This is a genomic window from Labilibaculum sp. (assembly GCF_041595635.1).
GTDB lineage: Bacteria > Bacteroidota > Bacteroidia > Bacteroidales > Marinifilaceae > Labilibaculum.
In genome coordinates this window covers 88,692-109,831 of the sequence record NZ_JBFHJW010000006.1, presented here as the reverse complement: position 1 = coordinate 109,831, position 21,140 = coordinate 88,692, and the positions used below count along the sequence as shown (strand labels likewise).

The window sequence follows — 21,140 nt, the reverse complement described above, 5'->3', positions numbered from 1 at the left end:
TTAACAACATCACCCCAATTTAAAAACAGACCCAAAGGAATTAAATTTAAACCAGCATATATATTGGCGGATGGTGATTTTGTTTACATGCAAAATCGGAAAAAGTTGCCCGGTAAAAAGGTCCTGATTCAGCATACTTTCCGACTCAATGAGGATGGAAAAATTGATGAACATTGGTCAACAAGTACGGTTGTAGATCCTGAAAAGAGCAAGAATCCTAAAGCTTTGTATTAGCGAATAAAAAGTAAAAAAATATAGTATTATCATTCTTCGCATTCTTCGCATTCTTCGCATTCTTTATTTCGTATGATTCGTAGTCAACGATATGCTGTCCCAAACCTTCCTCTACAAATAAAATCTCATAATAATCATGTCGATGTGGAATTCCGGTTTGCGATTCATTATCCATGATGCCAAATCGAGTCATTGCAAAGGGGAAGTTCGGATCAAGAGAAAGAACGGGGTGACCGTCCATTATATTTACTTTCTTGTAGGTATCCGTATAATGGTGAAATGGGAGATCTTCTTTGTCGTTCATAGTTAAAAGATTTCTTTCTAATAATTCAAATCTAAAGGAAAAAGTCTAGTTTATAAAATTCATTAATTTATGAACCTTTAAATTTTTAATGGTATTTTGCAATTTTAAGAAAAACAAAATTAAGAGTCTTTCTATTTGTAACTACAATAAGTAATTGTGAAAAAAACACTATTACTGAGAAATAAAAGCTGCTTTGTGTTTTCGTTTTCTTGCTTGTAATGAGCGCTTTATAAAGTTCTATCTATAAAAAAAGCTGCCTTTATGCATATAAAGACAGCTCTCAATTATTTTAACTAAAACAGGATGAAATGTGAAGATCAATAAGCTTTTGTTTTAAATCTTCCAATTTCTTATTGTTATCATTATAAAAGTCCCTAATTTTCAGTTGTTATTTTTCAATTCGTTCTAAATAATTTTCAATGAATTCAGACAAGTGAAGTACTTTTACAGGTACATTTTTGTGCATCAATCCACCATTAATTTGCATCACACAACCTGGACAATCTGTAACCAATATCTCGGCCTTACTTGCCACTATATTTTCTATTTTTTTATCTAAAATTCCATTCGATATGGTTGCAAAGTCGAGAGAATAGGTTCCACCAAATCCACAACACACATTACTATCGGTTAATGGAATAAACTGTTTTCCAATTAATTTTGAAAGGAATGATTCTGCTGAATAACCTAATGATCTGGTATCATGACAAGGAGTATGATAGGTTACCTTCATATTCCCTTTTACCTTAAATTGGATGTTGTTATCTTCTAAAAATTTTCCAATGGGTGTTACCATATCTCCCAATTGAGTAGCCTTCTTATATCGGTTAGGATCTTCTTTGGTAAAATCTAAAAATTCGTGCTTAATGGCTCCTCCACAGGTAGGACACGATACCAATAAAGCCTCATAATTTTTTGGATCTTCTAAGTTGTCCAGCGTATTGTAAATCATGGTTTTGGCATTTTCTGGATCACCTGATGCTATTGCAGGAATACCACAACATGCCGCTTTTGTAGGAATATCAACCTGAAAACCAGACTTCTGAAGAAGTTTAACCATTGCTAATCCCATGTTTGGATAAAAATATTCAGTAGCACATCCAGGGTAAAAGAATACTTTTTTGTCAGAAGTAAACTCATCGTATCCCTCTTTATGGAAACGCTTGCTAAAAGTTTTGGAAGCCAAGGCTGGAAATTTTCTAAAATCCATCTCTTTAGGTAGCATTGGAACCTTTGAAATTATTTTTTCGTCATTTAATTTATTGGTTTTCGTCAGAGGAAATTGAAAGTTAGCTCCCAAATTCAAGACTGCTTTCATTCTGTCGGGCTTAGCAACCAAGCCTTTAAAAACTTTTTTCTTTATTGGATTGATTCCATATTTTTTGCCCACAACCAATTTCAATTCTGAAATTAAAGATTGTAAATCAATGCCTGCAGGGCAATTAAAAGAGCAGGCACGACAACCAATACACATTTTTAAAATGTCTTTGGCAGCTTCATCGCCTTGATAAAGTGCAGTTAGTATCAATCCTATAGAACCTATATAACGATCACCATAAACGTGACCTCCAACCATTTCGTAAGCAGGACAAATATTGGCACAACTACCACAACGAATACACTTTAATGCTTCCTTAAATTTGGGGTGTTCTAAAAAAGCTAAACGACCATTATCTAAAAATACATAATGAGTTTCTTTGATGCCGTCTTCACTTTTATGAGCGGGCACTCTACCTTTAATCCAGGTAGTATAGGAAGTAATAATTTGTCCAGTAGCACTTTTCGGCAACACTCGAACAATATCTAAAGCTTGATTAAAATTGTCACACAATTTCTCATATCCAACTAAAACAATATGCACAGGAGGTACTGTTGAGGTTAAACGAGCATTTCCTTCGTTCGTTACTAAGCCAATAGTACCAGTACTGGCTACAGCAACATTAGCTCCGGTCATTCCAACACCAGCTTTAAAATAAGATTCGCGAAGAAATCGACGAGCAATTTCAACCATTGCATTAATATTATCAGGGTCTACGGCTTCTCCGGTATAATCACTAAAGATTTTTGCAACCTGCTGTCTGGTTTTGTGAATGGCTGGCATTACCATGTGCGATGGATGCTCATTGGCCAATTGAAGAATCCATTCTCCCAAATCAGTTTCAATCGGGTGTAGGCCTTCTTTCTCTAAATAATGGTTCAGTAGAATCTCTTCAGAAGTCATCGATTTACTTTTTACCATGTATTTAACATTGTGCTTTTTCATTACACCAGCAATGTACTTGCATGCATCTTCACTCGTTTTTGCCTGAAAAACAGAGCAGCCGTGCTTTTCTACATTTGCTTTAAACAAGTGGAATTGTTCCATTATCTTGTTTAGGTCTCTGTCTTTTATATCATGAACCTTGGTTCGTAGGGCTTCAAAATCCAATCCTTTGTAGGCATTTTCTTTCGAAGCTTTATATGCTTTTGCAAAACTTTTTAAGTTGTTGTGCAAAACTTCATCGTTTATTTTTTCTTGTATTTTATCTTGAATTTCCATAGTTTCTTCTTATAAATCGTTCACAACAATAACTGTCATTTCTTTTGGTCCGTGTACTCCAACAGTTAAAACACGCTCAATATCTGCTGTTCTACTAGCACCGGTAATAAAAGCAACATAACCACCCATGTCTGAAGTTCTTTCTTCCAGAAAATCGGCTACATCATTTAAACGGGAAACCAGTTTACTTTGCGGCATCACAACAAATAACTTTTCTGCCAGGCAAGTTGCCAAACGTTTATTTTCATTCAAACTATCAATCACAACCGTTCCGGTCTCTGCAATGGCATAATCGAGTTCTACGAGCGCATTCTTAAAGCCTGCTTCTCCAGCTTGTATATCTTTTAATTGATTAAAACTTGGAACATTTACATATTCGAATTTCTCCTCTATTAAAAAGTTGGAGAATTCAGTAGAGGACAAAATCTGATTGTTGTTGCCAACCAGTTTCGATTTATCCAGAAAAAAATCTAGTTCACTCATATCTTATTGTGTTTTTGGGTTATTGCATAACGTTTATGTTATTCTGCATAAAATTCATTATTCAATAAAAATGCCAAAAATTGGCTCAAACTTCTATTTATAATCATTATAACAGCTTATTTGCATGTAGCCAGCAACTTACTTTTCGAAAAGGTTTTCGTAAACTATTTTTAAAATGGCTCCTTATCTGTTCATTAATGAACGATTGTGTTATTTGTATGTGCTTTTATGAACAAATGTGCAATATTGTGCAGTAAATACTCATTATGAAATGAGTAAAAACCGCCATTATTCCAAAACGAAAAAACTTGGTAAGCACTATTTTTCTCTTTTCTAAAGAAGGAAAACATTGAATTTAATCCACTTGTTATTTCTTCTGCGATTGTTTTTTTGATTCAAAACAGAACTTGAATTAAAAATAGAGTAAATGGTATTTGTAATCAGTGAAAATTCCACTCATAAAATCCAAACGCATAAGAAGTTTTGTTTAGCAGAATTGTATTGGATAATTAGTGGTTCTACAAAGAAAAATTGCAAGTTTCTAAAAGTAAGATGAAGTTGTTTCTATTGCCAAATGGAATTAAAGGAGGTTGTACTAATTGAGTACTATTCTCTTTTTTTCACTTTCTTTTTGTGATTTATTTGCATACAAGGACTCAGAAGTGGGTTTCATCGAAAAAATGAATGAAAATAGTCGCTTCACTCGATTCTAAAGCTGTTTTTAGTACATTTACAACCGTTTGAAATGAAAATCTTAAAGTAAAATTATATGAAAATTAAATTCCTTAGTGTAATGCTTTTGGCAATGGGGATACTAGTATCAACTTCAGTTAAAGCAGAAAAGAAAGATAAAAAAGACAAGAAAGAATCTTACGTTTTTACAGACATTAAAAGATTGCCAACCACATCAGTAAAAGATCAACACAGATCGGGTACATGCTGGTCTTTTTCGGGTCTTTCTTTTATCGAATCGGAAATGATGAGAATGGGAAAACCAGAAGTTGATTTGTCGGAAATGTTCGTGGTTTATAACTGTTATTCAGACAAATCGGTGATAGATGTGAGAATGCATGGTAAATTTAATTTTGGTGGCGGAGGAGCTTTTCACGATGTGACTTACGTGATGAAAAATTATGGAATAGTACCTGAGCAAGTTTATCAAGGTTTAAATTACGGTGAAGAAGGGCATACTCATGGAGAATTAGACGTTGTTTTGGATGACTATGTTGATGCAGTAATTAAAAATAAGAACAGAAAACTTACGCCAGTTTGGCACGATGGTTTCGATGGAATTTTAGATTCTTACCTTGGCGAGCTTCCTAAAACCTTCGATTATGAAGGAAAAGAATATACTCCCAAAACATTTGCTGAAGATTTTGTAGGGCTTAATCCTGATGATTACATTGAGATTTCTTCATATACTCATCATCCTTTTTACGAGAAATTTATTATTGAAGTACCTGATAACTGGTTGTGGGATCAGGTTTATAATGTTCCATTGAATGAAATGATGGACATTATGGAAGGTGCTATTAACAAGGGATACACAATCGGATGGGCTTCGGATGTGAGTGAAAAAGGCTTTGCCTACCGAAAAGGAGTTGCAATTGTACCTTCTAAGGATACGAAAAATATGAGTGATTCTGAGATTTCGAAATGGGAAAATCTTTCGGATACCGAGAAAAATGAAAAATTATTTTCTTTTGAAAAACCTGGTGATGAGAAAGTAATTACCCAGCAAATGCGTCAGGAAGCTTTCGATAATTACGAAACAACCGATGATCACGGAATGCATATTGTTGGAATTGCAAAAGATCAAAAAGATCACAAATATTTTATAGTGAAAAATTCTTGGGGAACAGACAATAATCCTTATGATGGTTATTTTTATGCTTCTTTTCCCTTTGTTGCCTATAAAACAATGTCTTTTATGATTCATAAAGACGCATTGTCGAAAGAAATGAAAGAAAAATTGGGTTTGTAAGCTCTTAAAAATAGATCAAAAAAACCCGGCCAATAGGTCGGGTTTTTTTGATCTATTTTATTTTAATGTGCAAATTGTTTTATCTGAATGGTAAGAATATATATATTAGTCTTCGTTTAACTAAGACAAAAGTAGTTTACTCCTACTTTTTTACGTTGATAATAATATGAATTAAAAAAATACTAACTATGAAAAAAATTATTTTAGTTGCAGTAATCTGCATGTTATCAAGTACCTTATTTGCACAATTGTCTTCTCCTATAAGCTTTGGATTACACACTGGTTTGGTAAGTACAAAAATGGATTACAAAGATGCTGATGCTAGTAGTATTAAAGAAGAAAGTAAAAATGGAATGATGCTTGGTGCTTTTCTTCGCGTAAATTTAAACAAATGGTACTTGCAACCAGAATTGAATTACGTTTCCCGAAAAAGTGAAGTTGTGGTAGATGGAAATAGCTACGATATAAAAACCAAGAGCCTTGATATTCCTATGTTATTAGGTTATAAGATTGTGAAGCTTCCCCTCTTTAAACTAAGAGCTTTTGCAGGTCCTGTGGCGTCTTTTAATATTGATGATAGTTTTAAGAGTACACTAGAAAGTGTAGATGAGGATTTTGAAGGTGCTGTTTGGAATGCAAAAGTAGGTGCAGGTGTTGACGTATGGAAATTAACTTTAGATGTTGATTATGAATTTGGTTTATCTGATGTGTCTTCTGAATTTTTGAAAAAGAATAAAATGTATAATGTTACATTAGGATTTAAATTCTTCTAAAAATTTTGATTGTAGAAGGTAGGACTGTTGATTTTGATCAGCAGTCTTTTTTTTGTTCTGAAAAGTTTTTGTAAATGATTATATTTGCAAATCTTCTAATTCTTTTGTAAATAAATTATAATCATGTCACTAAATCTTGATAAAAGATTAATGCTTCTGCAAACGCTCGATTTCCTTAAAGATCAGGATATTGCTGCCTGTGAATTTTTAAGTGAAATTGTGGAAGAAAAGGAGGTGGCAAAAGGAGAAGTAATATTTTCGAAAGGAGATTCCGGAGGTGCAGTCTATATTATTGAAAAAGGATGTGTTGAAATTCATGATGAAGATCATGTATTTATTGAGCTGAGTGATGGAAAAAGCTTTGGAGAATATGCCCTTATAAAAGCAGAGACTCGTTCTGCTTCGGCCAGAGCAAAAAGCAATAGCCTTCTTTTAAAGTGCACTGATGATCATATTCATAGTCTCGAAAAAAAATTTAACATTCGAATTATTGACACCGTTTTGAATCCATTACGAAAAATTCGAAAAAGAATGGTGATTAAAGATCTTTTAGAGGAAGAGCTAACTCAGCAAACCATTACCATCGAAAAGCAACGGAAAGAATTGGAAAGTGTGAATGCCACAAAAGACAAATTTTTTTCCATAATTGCTCACGATCTGAAAAACCCTTTTGCCTCCCTGATTGGAGCCTCCGACATATTGGTTGAGGGCAGTGAGGAATTGTCTAAGGAACAGGTCAAAACTTTTTCGGGAATTATTAATAAATCTGCACGACAGGCCTACAGATTACTCGAGAACCTCTTAACCTGGTCGCGGATGCAAACGGGCTCTATTGCCTGGCAACCCAAAGAAATTGATTTGTGGGATTTAGTGAATGAGGTAGTGATTTTGCACACTGGAAGTGCTGAGAGTAAAGAGATCGAAATAAAGGCAAATATTGATGAAGACCTCAAGATAATGGCCGATCCGAACATGATTAATACTGTTGTTCGTAATTTAGTTTCTAATGCTATAAAATTTACTCCTCGTGGTGGAGAGATAAGCGTTTCTTCGCATTTGAATGGAAAATATGTTGAAATTTGGGTTGTCGATTCGGGAATTGGAATTGATTCCGAAGATCAGAAAAAGTTATTTAGAATTGATGAACAAGTAACCAATAACGGAACTGAGAATGAAACTGGAACCGGATTGGGTCTACTTTTGTGTAAAGAATTTGTAGAAAGGCACAAGGGAAAAATTTGGGTAGAAAGTTGTCTGGGAAAAGGCAGCGCGTTTAAGTTTTCGCTTCCTTTATAGAAATCTTCTTAAACATTTCATGTAACATCTCATTATATGCTTAAATTGGGACGTATTATGCTATTTTAGTGCATTCTTATTTAATTATTAAAGATTCTTGTATGAGATATCTAAAATACATCATATTCGTATTTTTTGTATTCTGTTCTATTTATGTGTATTCGGCTGAAAGAAAGAAGGTTCTTGTTCTGCATTCTTATCATCAAGGTTTAAAATGGACAGATAATTTAAATCAAGGAATTCGAGAGGTGATGGATTCTTTAGGGAATAAGCTTGAATTGGATTACGAGTATTTAGATACCAAAAGAAATCCTTCCGTTGAGTATCTGAATAAAATCATTGAACTTTACGATTTAAAATTACAGGAAGAAAAGTACAATGCTATTATTGTGTGCGATAATAACGCTTTGTCTTTTGTGAAAAATCATGGACGAAAATACTTCCACAATACTCCTATTGTATTTTGCGGTATTAATCACTATAGTGATGATTTAATTGATGGACTTACTAATATTACTGGTATTTCGGAGGAAATAGACTGGGATGGTGCTATCGATTTGATTCTTCGTACTCAACCCAATACAAAGCACTTGGTGGTGATTAACGATAACAAAACAACAACTGCCAAGTTGAATAAAGTAATCATGCTTTCTTTGGAAGAGAAATACAAATCGAAACTGCAATTCTCTTATATCGAAGATCAGGATGTAGCCGATATCGTTACAAATCTTAAAGCCATAAAAGGTGATACTTGTGTTTTGCTACTCACTTTTAATAAGGATAAATCAGGCAAATTTGTGAGTTCGCAGGATAATCTCGATTTGTTTGTACCTGAATGTAAGGTTCCTGTTTTTACTACTTGGACTTTTTTGCTTAGCGATGGTGTTTTGGGGGGAAAAGCAGTAAGTGGTCGTTTGCATGGGAAAATGGTAGCTGAAATGGTTACTAAAATTATTTCTGGTATTCCTGCTGATTCTATTCCAATTTATTTCGAACCACTAGATAGTTATGTGGTGAATTATAATGAAGTAGTGCGATTTAATATCGATAAAAAAGTTCTACCAAAAGGCACTCTTTTATTGAATTCACCAAAATCTTACTACAGTGAAAACAAAGATTGGATTCATTTATTGGGTGGAACTCTACTTTTTTCGGGTATTATTATCATTGTTCTGTCAAGAGCAATTATTCGTCGAATTAGAGCAGAAAAAGCTTTGCTTGTGGAGCAGAATCGTTTGAAAATATCAGTAAGACATGAGCGATTACTGGGTTTGATAGGGCGATTGTTGAATGCATCGGAAGATTTTAAAAACGTTTTGGATGATGTGCTCAAGTTGATGACGGATGAGTTGAATGTGGCAAAAATTAGTTTGTATTCCTTAACAGATTCAACAAAAGAAGCGATTAGAATTAATAGCCGGGTTTCCTTGAAAGGGAAGAATATCGAAGATATTGATCAGGTTTATTTTTCACAAATCGATCAGATTATTTCGAGAGTAAAGATGAATAAAAGTATCGTTTCCCGAGATCTATCCAATTTAAGCTCTAAGGAGCAGGAATACTATCGAAAAAGAAATATTGGTGCGATTGTTGTCTTGCCAGTAATGGTAGAAAACGAGGTGGTTGGAATGATGGGCTTTTCTCAACAAAAAGCTCATTTCTGGACTCGTGATGAAATCAGTGTCTTTTTTTCAACAGTGAATATGATTGCCAACACTTGGGAGCGTAATTCCTTAATGATTGATCGAATTGAGGCCGAACAAAAAAATGTAGAGGCTTTGCGTATGTTAGAGGAGTCTTCTCGCTTGGCATCCATTGGTGTAATGGCAGCAGGAATTACTCATGAAATTAATCAGCCATTAAATTCTATCAAAATTACGGCCGATAGTGTATTATTTTGGCAGAAAAGAAATCCAGGACAACTTCCTGAAATGTTTACTCGTAAAATTCAAACCATATCCGAAGGAACGACCCGAATCGACTCTATTATTAAGCACATGAGAACTTTTTGGGAGAAACCTCATGTAACCGAAGAAGAGGTTGTTGATATGATAGAAGGCGTGACTCGATCTTTATCATTGGTAAAACGACAGGTTTATGATCATAGCATCGAAATAGTTGATAGTTTGCCAGATAAACCTGTAAATGTGCGTGCAAATTACATTCAATTCGAACAGATCGTAGTCAATTTAATCGTGAATGCTATCCATTCGCTGGATAAGGTGCACAAAGAGAATAAAAAGATTGAATTAAATGTTTATCAGGATTCCAAGCACGGGGTTTTGGAAATTCATGATAATGGAACGGGGATTGAAGATAATATCCGTGAAAAAATTTACGATCCCTTATTTACTACAAGAGCCCATGAGAGTGGCAGTGGACTGGGAATGGCGATAGTAAAAACATTTATTGATCGTTTTCAGGGCGAAATTTCGGATTATAATAACGATGAAGGAGGAGCAAGTTTTGTTTTGCGCTTTAAGTTGAGCGAAAATGAGTAAAAATACCTTGTGTCAAAAGAAATTGCTTGGCTCAAACAAAAAATAATATTGGGAATTAATACAGAAATTAAAAATGAAAATTCTTATTGTTGACGATGACATTTCGAGTGGAACTGCAGTTGCTGAGTTTATAGAAGAGCAATTGTCTTACTCCATTCATTTGTGTCATAATGGTGAAGAAGCATATAATGTGCTGAAAAATGAAGATTTTCAAATGGTAATTTCAGATATGAGAATGCCAGGAATTTCTGGTTTGGATCTGCTGAAGAAAATAAAACTTTTGCCCAATGGCAATCAGATAGAGGTGGTGATTATGACAGGCTTTGGCGATATGGAAAGTTCTATTGAAGCCTTGCGTGGAGGAGCCTATGACTACCTTCTAAAACCTGTTAATATTGAAGAATTAGCCATATTAATTGAGCGTGTGGCTGAAAAAATAAAAATAAAAGAAGAAAATAAAGACCTCAAAGAGAATTTTGCGCAAGCAATTTCTCATGCTAAAAAAGGAGAGGTAGAACGAATTCAATATTACGAAACAACCATACGCGAAATTACTAGCGTAGGCAAAATAGGAGTTTTCTCGGATGTGATGCGTGGAGTAGTACGAATGGCTGAGCAGTTTCACGAGGATCGTTCTGTTCCGGTTCTAATCGAAGGAGAAACGGGTACAGGAAAAGAAGTAATGGCACGCTTGGTGCATTTTGGCAAATCAAATGACATTACCAAACCATTTATTTCGATTAACTGTTCGGCAATTTCTCCCACTTTGTTTGAAAGTGAATTATTTGGTTACGATGAAGGAGCTTTTACAGGAGCTCGCAAGGATGGAAAACCTGGAAAGTTAGAGCTGGCGCAAGGTGGGACTTTATTTCTGGATGAGATTGGCGAGATGCCGCTGGATATGCAACCTAAATTGCTTCGGGTGTTGCAGCAGCGTGAAATGTATCGAGTAGGAGGAAGTAAACCCATCGATTTGGATGTGAGAGTGATTTTTGCAACCAATAGGAATTTGAAAGCCATGGTAGCCGAAAAAACATTTCGTAGCGATTTATATTATCGCTTGAATACAGGTCGTCTTTTTATTCCTCCTTTACGCGAGAGGAAAGAGGCAATTCTGTCTTTTTCTCAAATCTTCTTAGATCAATATTCGAAAAAACGAAATCGTAAATTTCGCTTTATTAGCAAGAACGCAAAAAAAATGCTGCAGGATTATTCCTGGCCAGGAAATATTCGGGAATTAAAAAATACCATTGAAAGGGCAACTTTACTTTTTAACGATTTAGAATTAAAAACAGAACATTTGAAGTTTCTACAAACTGATGATACAGAGATTGATGTCAGCGAAAAGGCAATTGTTTTAGGTCGTATTGTTTTGCCAGATAATGAATTGAATATTGAAAGTTTAGAGTTAGAAATCGTTCGCAAAGCTCTCAAAAAATTCCATGATAATAAATCGAAAACAGCTGAATATCTCGGTATTACTCGAAGTGCCCTTCGTAGCAGAATGAATAAACTGTAGAAGTTCTGTAAGTGCTTTATTATGTGTCTTTTTTCCCCAATTGGGGATTCATTTTCCACAATTTATATCGCTTTAAATGCTTGAAAATGAACAATTGTGCATTTTTGAAATCGTTTTCGAAGATTTTGTTCAGAATTGAACATTTATTCCATTTTTTCTTGATTTTTTAAATGTTGCATACTTGTCTGATAATTAGTTGTTTGTGGTGTATTTTAAGATGGCCACTTATTTTCTCTTTTTTTTGGCATTCCTTTTGTTTTTTAAGTACTAGTTTTTCATTTAAATCAATAGGGTATGGAGCTTACAACTTACACAAAAGAAAGAAATTTAGTAGTGACAGAGAATAAAAGTGAACTTTTAGATTCATTTTTAACAAATTCACATCGTTTAGGAAACGAAACTTTAAAAGTAGAGAAGGATCTATTTGTTGAAGCTGCGAACAATGAGAATATTCAGTTTGAATTGATTCGAATGAAAAATTGTCAGCTCAATAGAGTATCTAAGAATATTAGTAATGCTAAAAATGCTTTAATAGAAGCCGATTTTGCTATTGCTGATAGTGGATTCCTTGTTGTAGATACTCAAGATAAGGATGTATTACTTAGTATTTACATGGCAGAGATATTGCATTTGGTAGTTCCGGCAAGTAAAATTCTTCACTCTATGGACGATTTTGAACTGATAAAAGAAAAATCGGCTGTTGTTTTAGGTAGGGGCATAGCAAGTGATTCTGTTTCTTCTTTGAGCAAGGAACTATATTTTGCCAAAAATATAGTAAAAACCATGGTGTATGTGCTGGAGGATTTATAAAAATAACTTTACATAAATATACCTCTTTCTACTTGGAAAGAGGTTTTTTTTATTCAACAGTTTGGTTTTTAGGAAGTAAAATAGACCTTGTAGGTTGAATTGGTAAGGATTATAAATATTGGTGTTCTAGATATTTAAGTTTGTGTTTATTCTTTTTTGACAATTGATTTTTTTGTAACTTATAATTTAGCTGCGTGCTGTTGTCTAATTTGTTTTTATGAATTTGTATAGGCGAGCAAATTAAGAAATTTATGTTGGGGATTATTGTTGAAATATAAAGTTATGACTGAGGAAAAATCTATGGATGAGGTCTTTCTGAAGAGGTTGCATTTAATCGTAGAAAAGAACCTGAAAAATGAACAATTTGGGGTGCAAAAATTGGCTGAGGAGATGGGTATGAGTAGATCTCAAATACACAGAAAGCTGCAAAAACTCACGCACCAATCTATCAGTAGGTTCATACGCAAAATTCGATTGAAAAAGGCGATGCTACTCTTGCAAAAAAATGTGGCAACGGTTTCAGAAATTTCCTATGAGGTTGGTTTTCGAAGTCCTACCTATTTTAATAAATGCTTTCATGAGTTCTATGGTTTTCCTCCAGGAGAGGTAAAAAAAAGAGGTTTTGAGTCTTCACTGGAAGAAAAGCAGTCAAAAACAGTAAAAACTTCAATCGTAAGCAATAAAAGAACATTGCTTCTTTTTTCTGCTATCCTTATTTTGTTTGGTTTTTCTTATTTTTTTCTTTCCCAGATGAGCGATAGTGCAAGTTGGTTCAGAAAAGCTGAATTGGAAAAATCCATTGCCATTTTACCTTTTAAAAATTTAAGCGCCGATCAGTCTAATGTTTACTTTACGGATGGTATTATGGAAGATATTCTTAATCGTTTGTCTTTGGTAAATGATCTTAAGGTAATTTCTCGAGCGTCTTCGAATTATTACAGAGAAAGTACTAAAACCTTAGCCGAAATTGGAAAGGAATTAGGCGTTTCTTATCTTGTAACGGGGAGCATTCAAAAGAGTGATGAAAATGTGCGTATTTTTGTGAAGCTTATTGTTGCCAAAGAAGACAATCTTATATGGTCGGGAAAGTACGACGCGAACTTTAAAAATTTGTTTACTCTGCAAAGCGATCTGGCGAAACAAATTGCCTCTGAATTAAAAACGGTGCTTTCTCCAAAGGAAATACAACAAATAGAAATAAAACCACCCAAAAATCAGGAAGCCTATCATAATTACTTAAAAGGACGTTTTTTTTGGAACAAACGTACCGAAATAGATGTGGAAAAAAGTTTGAACTATTTTGAACGGTCCATTGAGCAGGATTCTACCTATGCACTGGCTTATGCTGGGGTGGCCGATGCGTATTTAGTTCTTGCATGGTGGAAATGGTATCCCAAGGAGGACGGATATGCAAAATCCAAAGAATTCGCATTAAAAGCTCTTGCCCTTGATCCAAGTCTCGCAGAGCCGCATGCTACTCTTGCCGTAATTGCTGAAAATAGTTGGAAATGGGCAGAAGCAGAGAGAGGATTTAAACGAGCTATCGAACTAAACAAAAATTACGCAACAGCCCATTATTATTATGCTGAGTTTTTGGGGGCAGTAGGGAAGATTAATCAGGCAGTTGAAGAAATTAATATAGCTATCGAACTGGATCCATTAATTGCAATCTTGTATAATTTTGGGGGCGTTTATCATTATCAGGCTGGATTGGATCATCAGGCTCTGAATTTGCATCAGACAGCTCTCGATTTAGGCCCTGAACTTAGATTTTCACACATTGATATTTTCTACATTTATTTACAGCAAGGAAAAAATGCGGAGGCTTGCGAAGAATTAAAAAAGTACTTGGCCAAAAATCCACAGGATAAATTAGAAATTCCATCCCTAGAGTCTGCTTTTAAAAGATTAGGTAGAAAGGGAATGCTTCAATGTTTAATTAATATACAAGAGAAGAAGAAAGTACCAGAGGCTTATTTTATTGCTGAACTATATGCAAAGTTAGACAATAAGGAAAAAGCCTTGGAATGGTTAGAAAAGGCTTTTGCCACGAAAGAAGGTATACTGTTTATTCGAATTAAAAACGATAGGAATCTTAAAAATCTTCACAATGAGCCTCGTTATCGTTCCATCTTGCAAAAAATTGGCTTGGATAAGGTATAGCTTTGCCAAAATAGTAAAATCAGGATTGCCCTTTTTTAGAAATATATTGGAGAGGAACAACAGTAATTTTTTATTTTCGGCTTTCACTATTTTTGTGCAAATAGCTTTATTTTTTTTCAGATTCATCATAGTGATAAGTTTTTGCAACAGAGGTTTAAGAATGCAACCAAATTGCTATTACATTGAGAAAAGATTTCAAATCTGATCAACATAGTCGTTATGTGCTTATTTCTATTCTGGTTTAACTTTGTGCATAGAGTAGATCATGATTTATTGGTCTTGTAAATTGAGAAGTTTTACTTAAAACATGAAGTTATGAAAGCGGTAGCGATAACAATTCTGTTCATGTTTATGGCATTTTTAGTAAGTGGACAAGAATTGGTGAAAAGTAAAATGTTAGGAGATGTAGAAGTTAAACCCCCATTTTTTATGGGAGTAGAGAAAGCAGAGGTGGATCTGGCGAAATCAACCTCTATTATTGATTATCTGGCACATGTGGTTGAATATCCCGACGAGGATGAGCAATGGTATCGAGAAGGTTGCGTAGTAGTTCAGTTTACAGTATTAACGAATGGAAATTTAGATAATTTCATAGTTATTAATAGTGTATCCAATAATATAGATGAAGAAGTACTTGAGGCCTTGAAAATGACTGATGGTATGTGGAAACCAGGGCAGAATAATGGGATTGCTGTTGGAATGGAAAAAGAGGTAGCTGTAACTTTTCAGATGGAAAATTCTAATCATAGGAAAATAGCACAGAGTTTTTTTATTAAAGGATGCAAGAAATTTTTGAAAGACAAACACAAAAGAGCATTGCAACTGTTCGATCATGCCCTTGTTTATCAGCCATACGATGAGTCAATTTTATTAAGACATGGATTAACACAATTAGCTATGGGAAATAAGGATGGAGCCTGTAAAGATTTGAACCGTATAAAATCATTAGGCGGTGATTTAGGCAGTGATTATTTGGAAAATTATTGTAATGCAAAAGAATATGCAATAAAGAAGTAGTGTGAATCAATAGAGCATACGACAATAAGCTTGTAATAAAATTTCACCCCAAAACTAATATTAGTTTTGGGGTGAAATTTTGCTGTAAAATGAGATGATTTGTAAAAATAGGTTTACATGTATTGTTATTTTTTAATGGATAATGTCAGAATTACCTTCCTTTTTTTTTCAAAAATAATGGCGGGAACTACTCATTTTTGAGTGGGTATTTACTGTTCGAATTTGCGCAATTGTTCAGGATTGCATACGGCAACTAATAGCATGTTCAAAAATGAACAGTGGCGGAAACGATATAAATTGTTCCTTGCGAAAACCTTTCCGTAAGCTAAAATACTGATGTCTAAAGCCTAAAATAGTAGAATAATTCTAAATAGCCTAAGGTGCGAATTTTTGGCATTGCTATTGGTTAGTCAGATATCGAAAATGCACACTTGCCAAGCAATTTTGTGGCTACAAATACGAAGAGTGTATGATAGGTGTAATTTTTCGAGAGCATAGATATGCTGGTCTGATAAGAGAATCAGTTTTTATTTTTTAAGAATTATAAAAGTGAGAATTATGAATTTTACCAATGACAAAATTGAGACGAAAAAGAACATGGAAGAATTAGGGCATAAATTGCGCGCTTTGAATGTACTGATGCAAACGAATGCATTACAGGGGTCATTTAAAAATTCAAACAATACAATTATCGAAAACTATTGTAGATCTAACCCATTTGCAAATGACAATAACAAATTTTAAACTAAACCTAAATTATTTTTTATGGACGCATTATTAGCTTTTTCACCTATTTTATTAACCATTGTATTGATGGTAGGCTTCAACTGGGGAGCAAAAAAGGCCTTGCCATTATCGTTATTACTATCGGTGATCGTTGCTTATGGAGTTTGGCAAATTGATTTATTCCACATCATGGGCTATTCAGTTTTTGGATTTTTAAAAGCATTGGATATACTAATTATCATTTTTGGGGCTATTCTTATTTTAAATACATTGAAGTTGTCGGGGGCTATGACAACCATAAACAATGGATTTAGTGGGATAACAACCGATCGACGGATTCAGGCAATTATCATTGGTTTCATGTTTGGAGCATTTATTGAAGGTGCTGCAGGTTTCGGAACTCCTGCCGCTTTGGCTGGACCACTTTTAGTGGGGCTTGGTTTTCCTCCTTTGGCTGCGGCTATGGTTGCTTTAATTTTTAACTCGGTACCTGTACCTTACGGAGCAGTAGGAACACCAATTAGTGGTGGTGCTATGGTTACTTTGGAGCAGAATCTTTCACAAATTGGGGCGAATCCCGAAGTTTTTAAAATGGCACTGACAAAATGGATTGCTATTCCAAATGCATTGGTAGGTATTTTTATTCCTTTATTGGGAATCATGATTATGACCAGATTCTTTGGAAAAGAAAAATCGATTAAACCTGCATTAGCGGCAGCACCATTTGCAATTTTTGCTGGTTTAGCCTTTGCAGTACCTTACGTTGTTATTGCTTCTACATTAGGCCCAGACCTTCCTTCTTTATTAGGTGCATTTATTGGCCTTGGAATTATTATTGTAGCTGCAAAGAATGGTTTTCTTATGCCTAAGAAATCATGGGATTTTCCTCCAAAATCAGAATGGGCCGCTAATTGGAAATCAAACGACTCTACTGGTGATACTGGAGAAGCTAAAATGGGCTTGGTTAAAGCTTGGATGCCATATGTACTAATTGCAATAATTCTTGTAGTTACTCGTATCCCTTCTTTAGGTTTAAAAGGATGGTTGGCTTCTCAAACAATAACTCTTCCTAATATTTTTGGTATTGATGGACTAACTTATGTGTTGAAATGGGCTTACTTACCAGGAACAATACCATTTATTTTGGTTGCAGTAATTACCAACTTTATGCATAAAATGAGTGGCAAGCAGGTAATTGCTTCCTGGAAAACAACTTTTAAACAAATTAGTGGAGCAGCTATTGCACTATTTGCAGGTGTTGCTATGGTTCAGTTGATGCTAAAATCAGGAACCAATGGTGCCGGTATGGATAGTATGCTTACTACTATGGCAACATCAATTGCTGACTTGTCTGGAAATGCTTATCCTATTATTGCACCAATTGTTGGTGTATTAGGCTCATTTATGTCGGGATCGGCGACCGTTTCTAATTTATTGTTTTCATCTTTACAGTTCGAAACAGCTACTATCTTGGGTATTCCTCAGGTATTGATTGTTGCGGTTCAAACTATTGGTGCTGCATTGGGAAATATGATTTGTGTTAATAATGTGGTTGCAGTTTGTGCCACAGTGGGTTGTATTGGTGCCGAAGGTACTATTATCCGACGAAATTCAATTCCAGCATTTATCTACTATTTAATGGTAATGGTAATTGTTGTGGTGTTAATTTCATCAGGTTTTAACCCTCTTCCTTTGTAAGAAATATTCGAGCCAAATATTTGGGTCAGCCGAATATTTGGTTCTTTTTAAAAACAGAAATATTTACTTGTTTTTACAGGTTACCAAACGATGCTTTTGATGCAAAAAGCATCTCAGTGATAACTTATAATGACTCAAAATTTTATTAAGATGCTAACAGGAAATTATAAGAAATTTTATGATGAAATTAAATCGACGATAGAGAAGTCTCGATTGTACACTGATGAAGTTAGAAACTTAGCTTACGGTACCGATGCTGGTTTTTATCGCTTAATCCCTCAAATTATCATCAGAGCAAATGATGAGAAGGAAGTTCAAAAAGCATTGCTTTTGGCCAATAAATACAATTTGCCAGTTACTTTTCGTGCTGCTGGTACTAGTTTGGCAGGTCAGGCAATTACCGATTCTATTCTAATTGTTGCAGGAAAACATTGGGAGGATTTCGATATTCTTAAAAACGGGGAAGCAATTCGCATGCAACCAGGTTTAATTGGAAGTCGAGTGAACGCAGTATTGGCTCCTTACGGTCGAAAGTTGGGACCAGATCCTGCATCGATTAATTCCGCAATGATTGGGGGAATTGTAATGAATAACGCCTCTGGGATGAATTGTGGAACTCATGAAAATTCTTATAAAACAATTCTGTCAGCTCGTTTGATTTTTGCCGATGGTACCATTGTTGATACTGGAGACGAAAAGAGTAGAGAAGAATTTAAAAAGACTCATGGCGATTTTATTCGTCAAATCGAGGAGATGCGCGATAAGGTGCGTTCTAACAAAAAATTGGCTGAGTTAATTCGTTATAAATACAGCATTAAGAATACAACCGGTTTAAGCATCAATCCTTTTATCGATTACGAAGATCCTTTTCAGATTATCGTAAACTTGATGGTTGGATCAGAGGGAACTCTAGCTTTTGTATCTGAGTTGACTATGAAAACGGTAGTAAATCACAAATTTAAGGCTAGTGCCATGATTTACTTTAACGATATTGTTACTGCTTGTCAATCGGTAGTAACCATGAAACCAGGACCGGTACATGGAGCAGAAATGCTCGATCGTGTAGCACTTCGTTCTGTTGAAAATGCCGATGGTATTCCACCATTTATTAAAGATTTTCCTGATGGAGTAACCGCTATCTTGGTAGAAACTTTGGCAAATAGTCAAGAAGAATTAGATAATAACATCAAAGAAATTAAATCTCTTTTATCGGCCTACGAAACCGTTCGACCTATCGAATTTACCGATAAAGCAGAGGAATATTCAAAATATTGGGACATCCGTAAAGGTGTTTTCCCAGCTGTAGGTGGATTACGTGAAACAGGTACAACTTGTATTATTGAAGATGTAGCTTTTCATATTGAAGATTTACCGAAGGCAACTTTAGATTTGCAGAATCTGATTGCTAAATATGAATACAAAGATGGTGTGATTTATGGTCATGCTTTGGAAGGAAATTTCCACTTTATCTTCAACCAAAATTTCGATAAGCCAGAAGAATTAGAGCAGTATAAAAGCTTTATGCATGAAGTGGATCAGTTGGTAGTAGATAAATACAATGGTTCGTTAAAAGCAGAGCACGGAACAGGAAGAAATATGGCTCCTTTTGTGAAGCATGAGTGGGGCGAAGAGGCTTACGAACTAATGAAAGAGGTAAAGCAACTTTTCGATCCTAAAACGCTGTTAAATCCTGGTGTAATTATTAATAATGACCCTGAGTGTTATACCAAAAACTTTAAAACACTTGCTCCTGTTCACGATTTGGTAGACAAATGTATCGAATGTGGTTTTTGTGAGGTGAATTGCTTAACAGCTGGATTTACTATTTCGGCTCGTCAGCGTACTGTTATTCAACGTGAAATTAAGCGTTTGGAAATGACTGGAGAAGATCCAGAACGATTGGAAGTGTTGAAAAAAGGATTTGTTTACCTAGGACAAGAAACTTGTGCAGGTGATGGTTTGTGTGCAACATCTTGTCCTGTAGGCATAGATACGGGTAAGTATATTAAGTATTTGAGATCACTAAATATGGCTAGTGATAAAGCTCAAAAATACAGTAAAATGGCTGCCGATAATTTATATAAAATCGGTCCTATGATTCGTGGAGGTCTTACCTTTGTGAATGGTGTTCATACTGTAATGGGTACAACCTTATTGGGAGCTATTGCTGGTGGATTTAGAACCTTGAGTGGTAATAACATTCCATTGTGGACTGCATCTATGCCTAAAGGAGCTAAAAAACCAGTTCAGCACCCTATTAACAAGGAAAATCCAATGAAAATGGTTTATTTCCCTTCTTGTATTGCCCAAACAATGGGACCTGCAAAAGGAGATCCTTACAAGAAACCTTTACATGTGGTTACTCAAGAATTATTGGAAAAAGCTGGTTACGAGGTGATTTTCCCAGATGGAATGAGCAATTTGTGCTGTGGAACTCCATGGGAGAGCAAGGGATTAGTCAAACATGCTAATCAAAAATCATCGGAGTTAGAGGCTGCTTTACTAAAAGCTTCTGAGAATGGGAAATACCCAGTTCTTTGTGATACATCTCCATGTTTGTACCGTATGCGTAATGTTATGGATAAGACATTGAAACTTTATGAGCCTGTTGAATTTATTCATGAATTTTTAATGGATAAACTAAACTTTAAAAAGGTAGACGAAGTAGTTGCTATTCATTCGACTTGTACGACAACAAAAATGGGATTAACTCCTGCATTGAAAGCGGTTGCTGAGGCTTGTGCTACACATGTTGTTTTACCTGCAGAAGTGGGTTGTTGTGGTTTTGCTGGTGATAGAGGTTTTAATTTTCCTGAAGTTAACAAATATGCTTTGCGTAAACTTCATCCTGTAATTTCGAAAGAAAAAGTGGTTGCGGGTTACTCTAACAGTAGAACTTGTGAAATTGGTTTAAGTCATAATGGTGGTGTTCCTTATCAGTCTATTATCTATTTGGTTGATAGAGTAACAACCAAAAAGGCAGCTCAGCCAAACTATAAGAAAAAGAAAGTAGAAAAAAAGGCAGTTGCTATTTAAGCAATCTGATTTTTTAAGAAATAGAGAGTGGTAAATTTCCTTACAGATTGGGGTATT

The 21,140-nt window shown here is 34.9% G+C and carries 14 protein-coding genes; 11 read left to right on the top strand and 3 right to left on the bottom strand.

Annotated features, from left to right (window positions below; translation table 11 throughout):
- The coding region (locus tag ABYT26_RS03465) for a hypothetical protein (RefSeq protein WP_372751503.1) at positions 1-234 on the top strand (234 nt) is incomplete at its 5' end.
- On the opposite strand, the gene ABYT26_RS03460 is transcribed toward ABYT26_RS03465, so the two are convergent.
- The 3 genes from ABYT26_RS03460 to ABYT26_RS03450 form a co-directional block, all read right to left on the bottom strand.
- Positions 218-538 carry a hypothetical protein gene (locus ABYT26_RS03460; protein WP_372751502.1) on the bottom strand — a complete coding sequence of 107 codons (321 nt, stop codon included), beginning with the start codon at positions 536-538 and terminating at the stop codon, positions 218-220. The two genes, ABYT26_RS03465 and ABYT26_RS03460, sit on opposite strands and share 17 nt — an antisense overlap.
- A gap of 388 nt (positions 539-926) precedes the next feature.
- Positions 927-3,077, bottom strand: a complete 2,151-nt coding sequence (gene ldhH, locus ABYT26_RS03455) for an L-lactate dehydrogenase (quinone) large subunit LdhH (protein ID WP_372751501.1) — start codon at positions 3,075-3,077, stop codon at positions 927-929.
- Between the two features lie 9 nt (positions 3,078-3,086).
- Positions 3,087-3,560: a lactate utilization protein C gene (locus tag ABYT26_RS03450; protein ID WP_372751500.1), complete on the bottom strand. Its 474-nt coding sequence runs from the start codon at positions 3,558-3,560 to the stop codon at positions 3,087-3,089.
- A 769-nt stretch (positions 3,561-4,329) separates the two neighbouring features.
- On the opposite strand from ABYT26_RS03450, the gene ABYT26_RS03445 reads away from it, so the two are divergent.
- The 10 genes from ABYT26_RS03445 to ABYT26_RS03400 all read left to right on the top strand — a co-directional run bounded on the left by ABYT26_RS03445 (position 4,330) and on the right by ABYT26_RS03400 (position 21,083).
- A complete protein-coding gene (locus tag ABYT26_RS03445) occupies positions 4,330-5,544 on the top strand; it encodes an aminopeptidase C (RefSeq protein WP_372751499.1) in 1,215 nt (404 codons plus the stop codon).
- A 188-nt stretch (positions 5,545-5,732) separates the two neighbouring features.
- A complete protein-coding gene (locus tag ABYT26_RS03440; RefSeq protein WP_372751498.1) occupies positions 5,733-6,317 on the top strand; it encodes a porin family protein in 585 nt (194 codons plus the stop codon).
- A gap of 123 nt (positions 6,318-6,440) precedes the next feature.
- Positions 6,441-7,613 carry an ATP-binding protein gene (locus tag ABYT26_RS03435; RefSeq protein WP_372751497.1) on the top strand — a complete coding sequence of 391 codons (1,173 nt, stop codon included), beginning with the start codon at positions 6,441-6,443 and terminating at the stop codon, positions 7,611-7,613.
- Between the two features lie 101 nt (positions 7,614-7,714).
- Positions 7,715-10,114: an ABC transporter substrate binding protein gene (locus tag ABYT26_RS03430; RefSeq protein WP_372751496.1), complete on the top strand. Its 2,400-nt coding sequence runs from the start codon at positions 7,715-7,717 to the stop codon at positions 10,112-10,114.
- A gap of 73 nt (positions 10,115-10,187) precedes the next feature.
- A complete protein-coding gene (locus ABYT26_RS03425; RefSeq protein WP_372751495.1) occupies positions 10,188-11,633 on the top strand; it encodes a sigma-54-dependent transcriptional regulator in 1,446 nt (481 codons plus the stop codon).
- Between the two features lie 294 nt (positions 11,634-11,927).
- The gene (locus ABYT26_RS03420; RefSeq protein ID WP_372751494.1) at positions 11,928-12,443 is read left to right on the top strand and encodes an LUD domain-containing protein; all 516 of its coding nucleotides are present in this window, start codon (positions 11,928-11,930) and stop codon (positions 12,441-12,443) included.
- A 282-nt stretch (positions 12,444-12,725) separates the two neighbouring features.
- Positions 12,726-14,606 carry a helix-turn-helix domain-containing protein gene (locus ABYT26_RS03415; protein ID WP_372751493.1) on the top strand — a complete coding sequence of 627 codons (1,881 nt, stop codon included), beginning with the start codon at positions 12,726-12,728 and terminating at the stop codon, positions 14,604-14,606.
- A gap of 315 nt (positions 14,607-14,921) precedes the next feature.
- Positions 14,922-15,623: a TonB family protein gene (locus ABYT26_RS03410; RefSeq protein ID WP_372751492.1), complete on the top strand. Its 702-nt coding sequence runs from the start codon at positions 14,922-14,924 to the stop codon at positions 15,621-15,623.
- A 765-nt stretch (positions 15,624-16,388) separates the two neighbouring features.
- Positions 16,389-18,047 (top strand): L-lactate permease, encoded by a 1,659-nt coding sequence (locus ABYT26_RS03405; protein WP_372751491.1) that lies wholly within the window; start codon positions 16,389-16,391, stop codon positions 18,045-18,047.
- Positions 18,048-18,197: 150 nt separating this feature from the next.
- Complete coding sequence (locus ABYT26_RS03400) at positions 18,198-21,083, top strand: FAD-binding and (Fe-S)-binding domain-containing protein (RefSeq protein ID WP_372751490.1); 2,886 nt, start codon at positions 18,198-18,200, stop codon at positions 21,081-21,083.
- Positions 21,084-21,140: the final 57 nt, after the last annotated feature.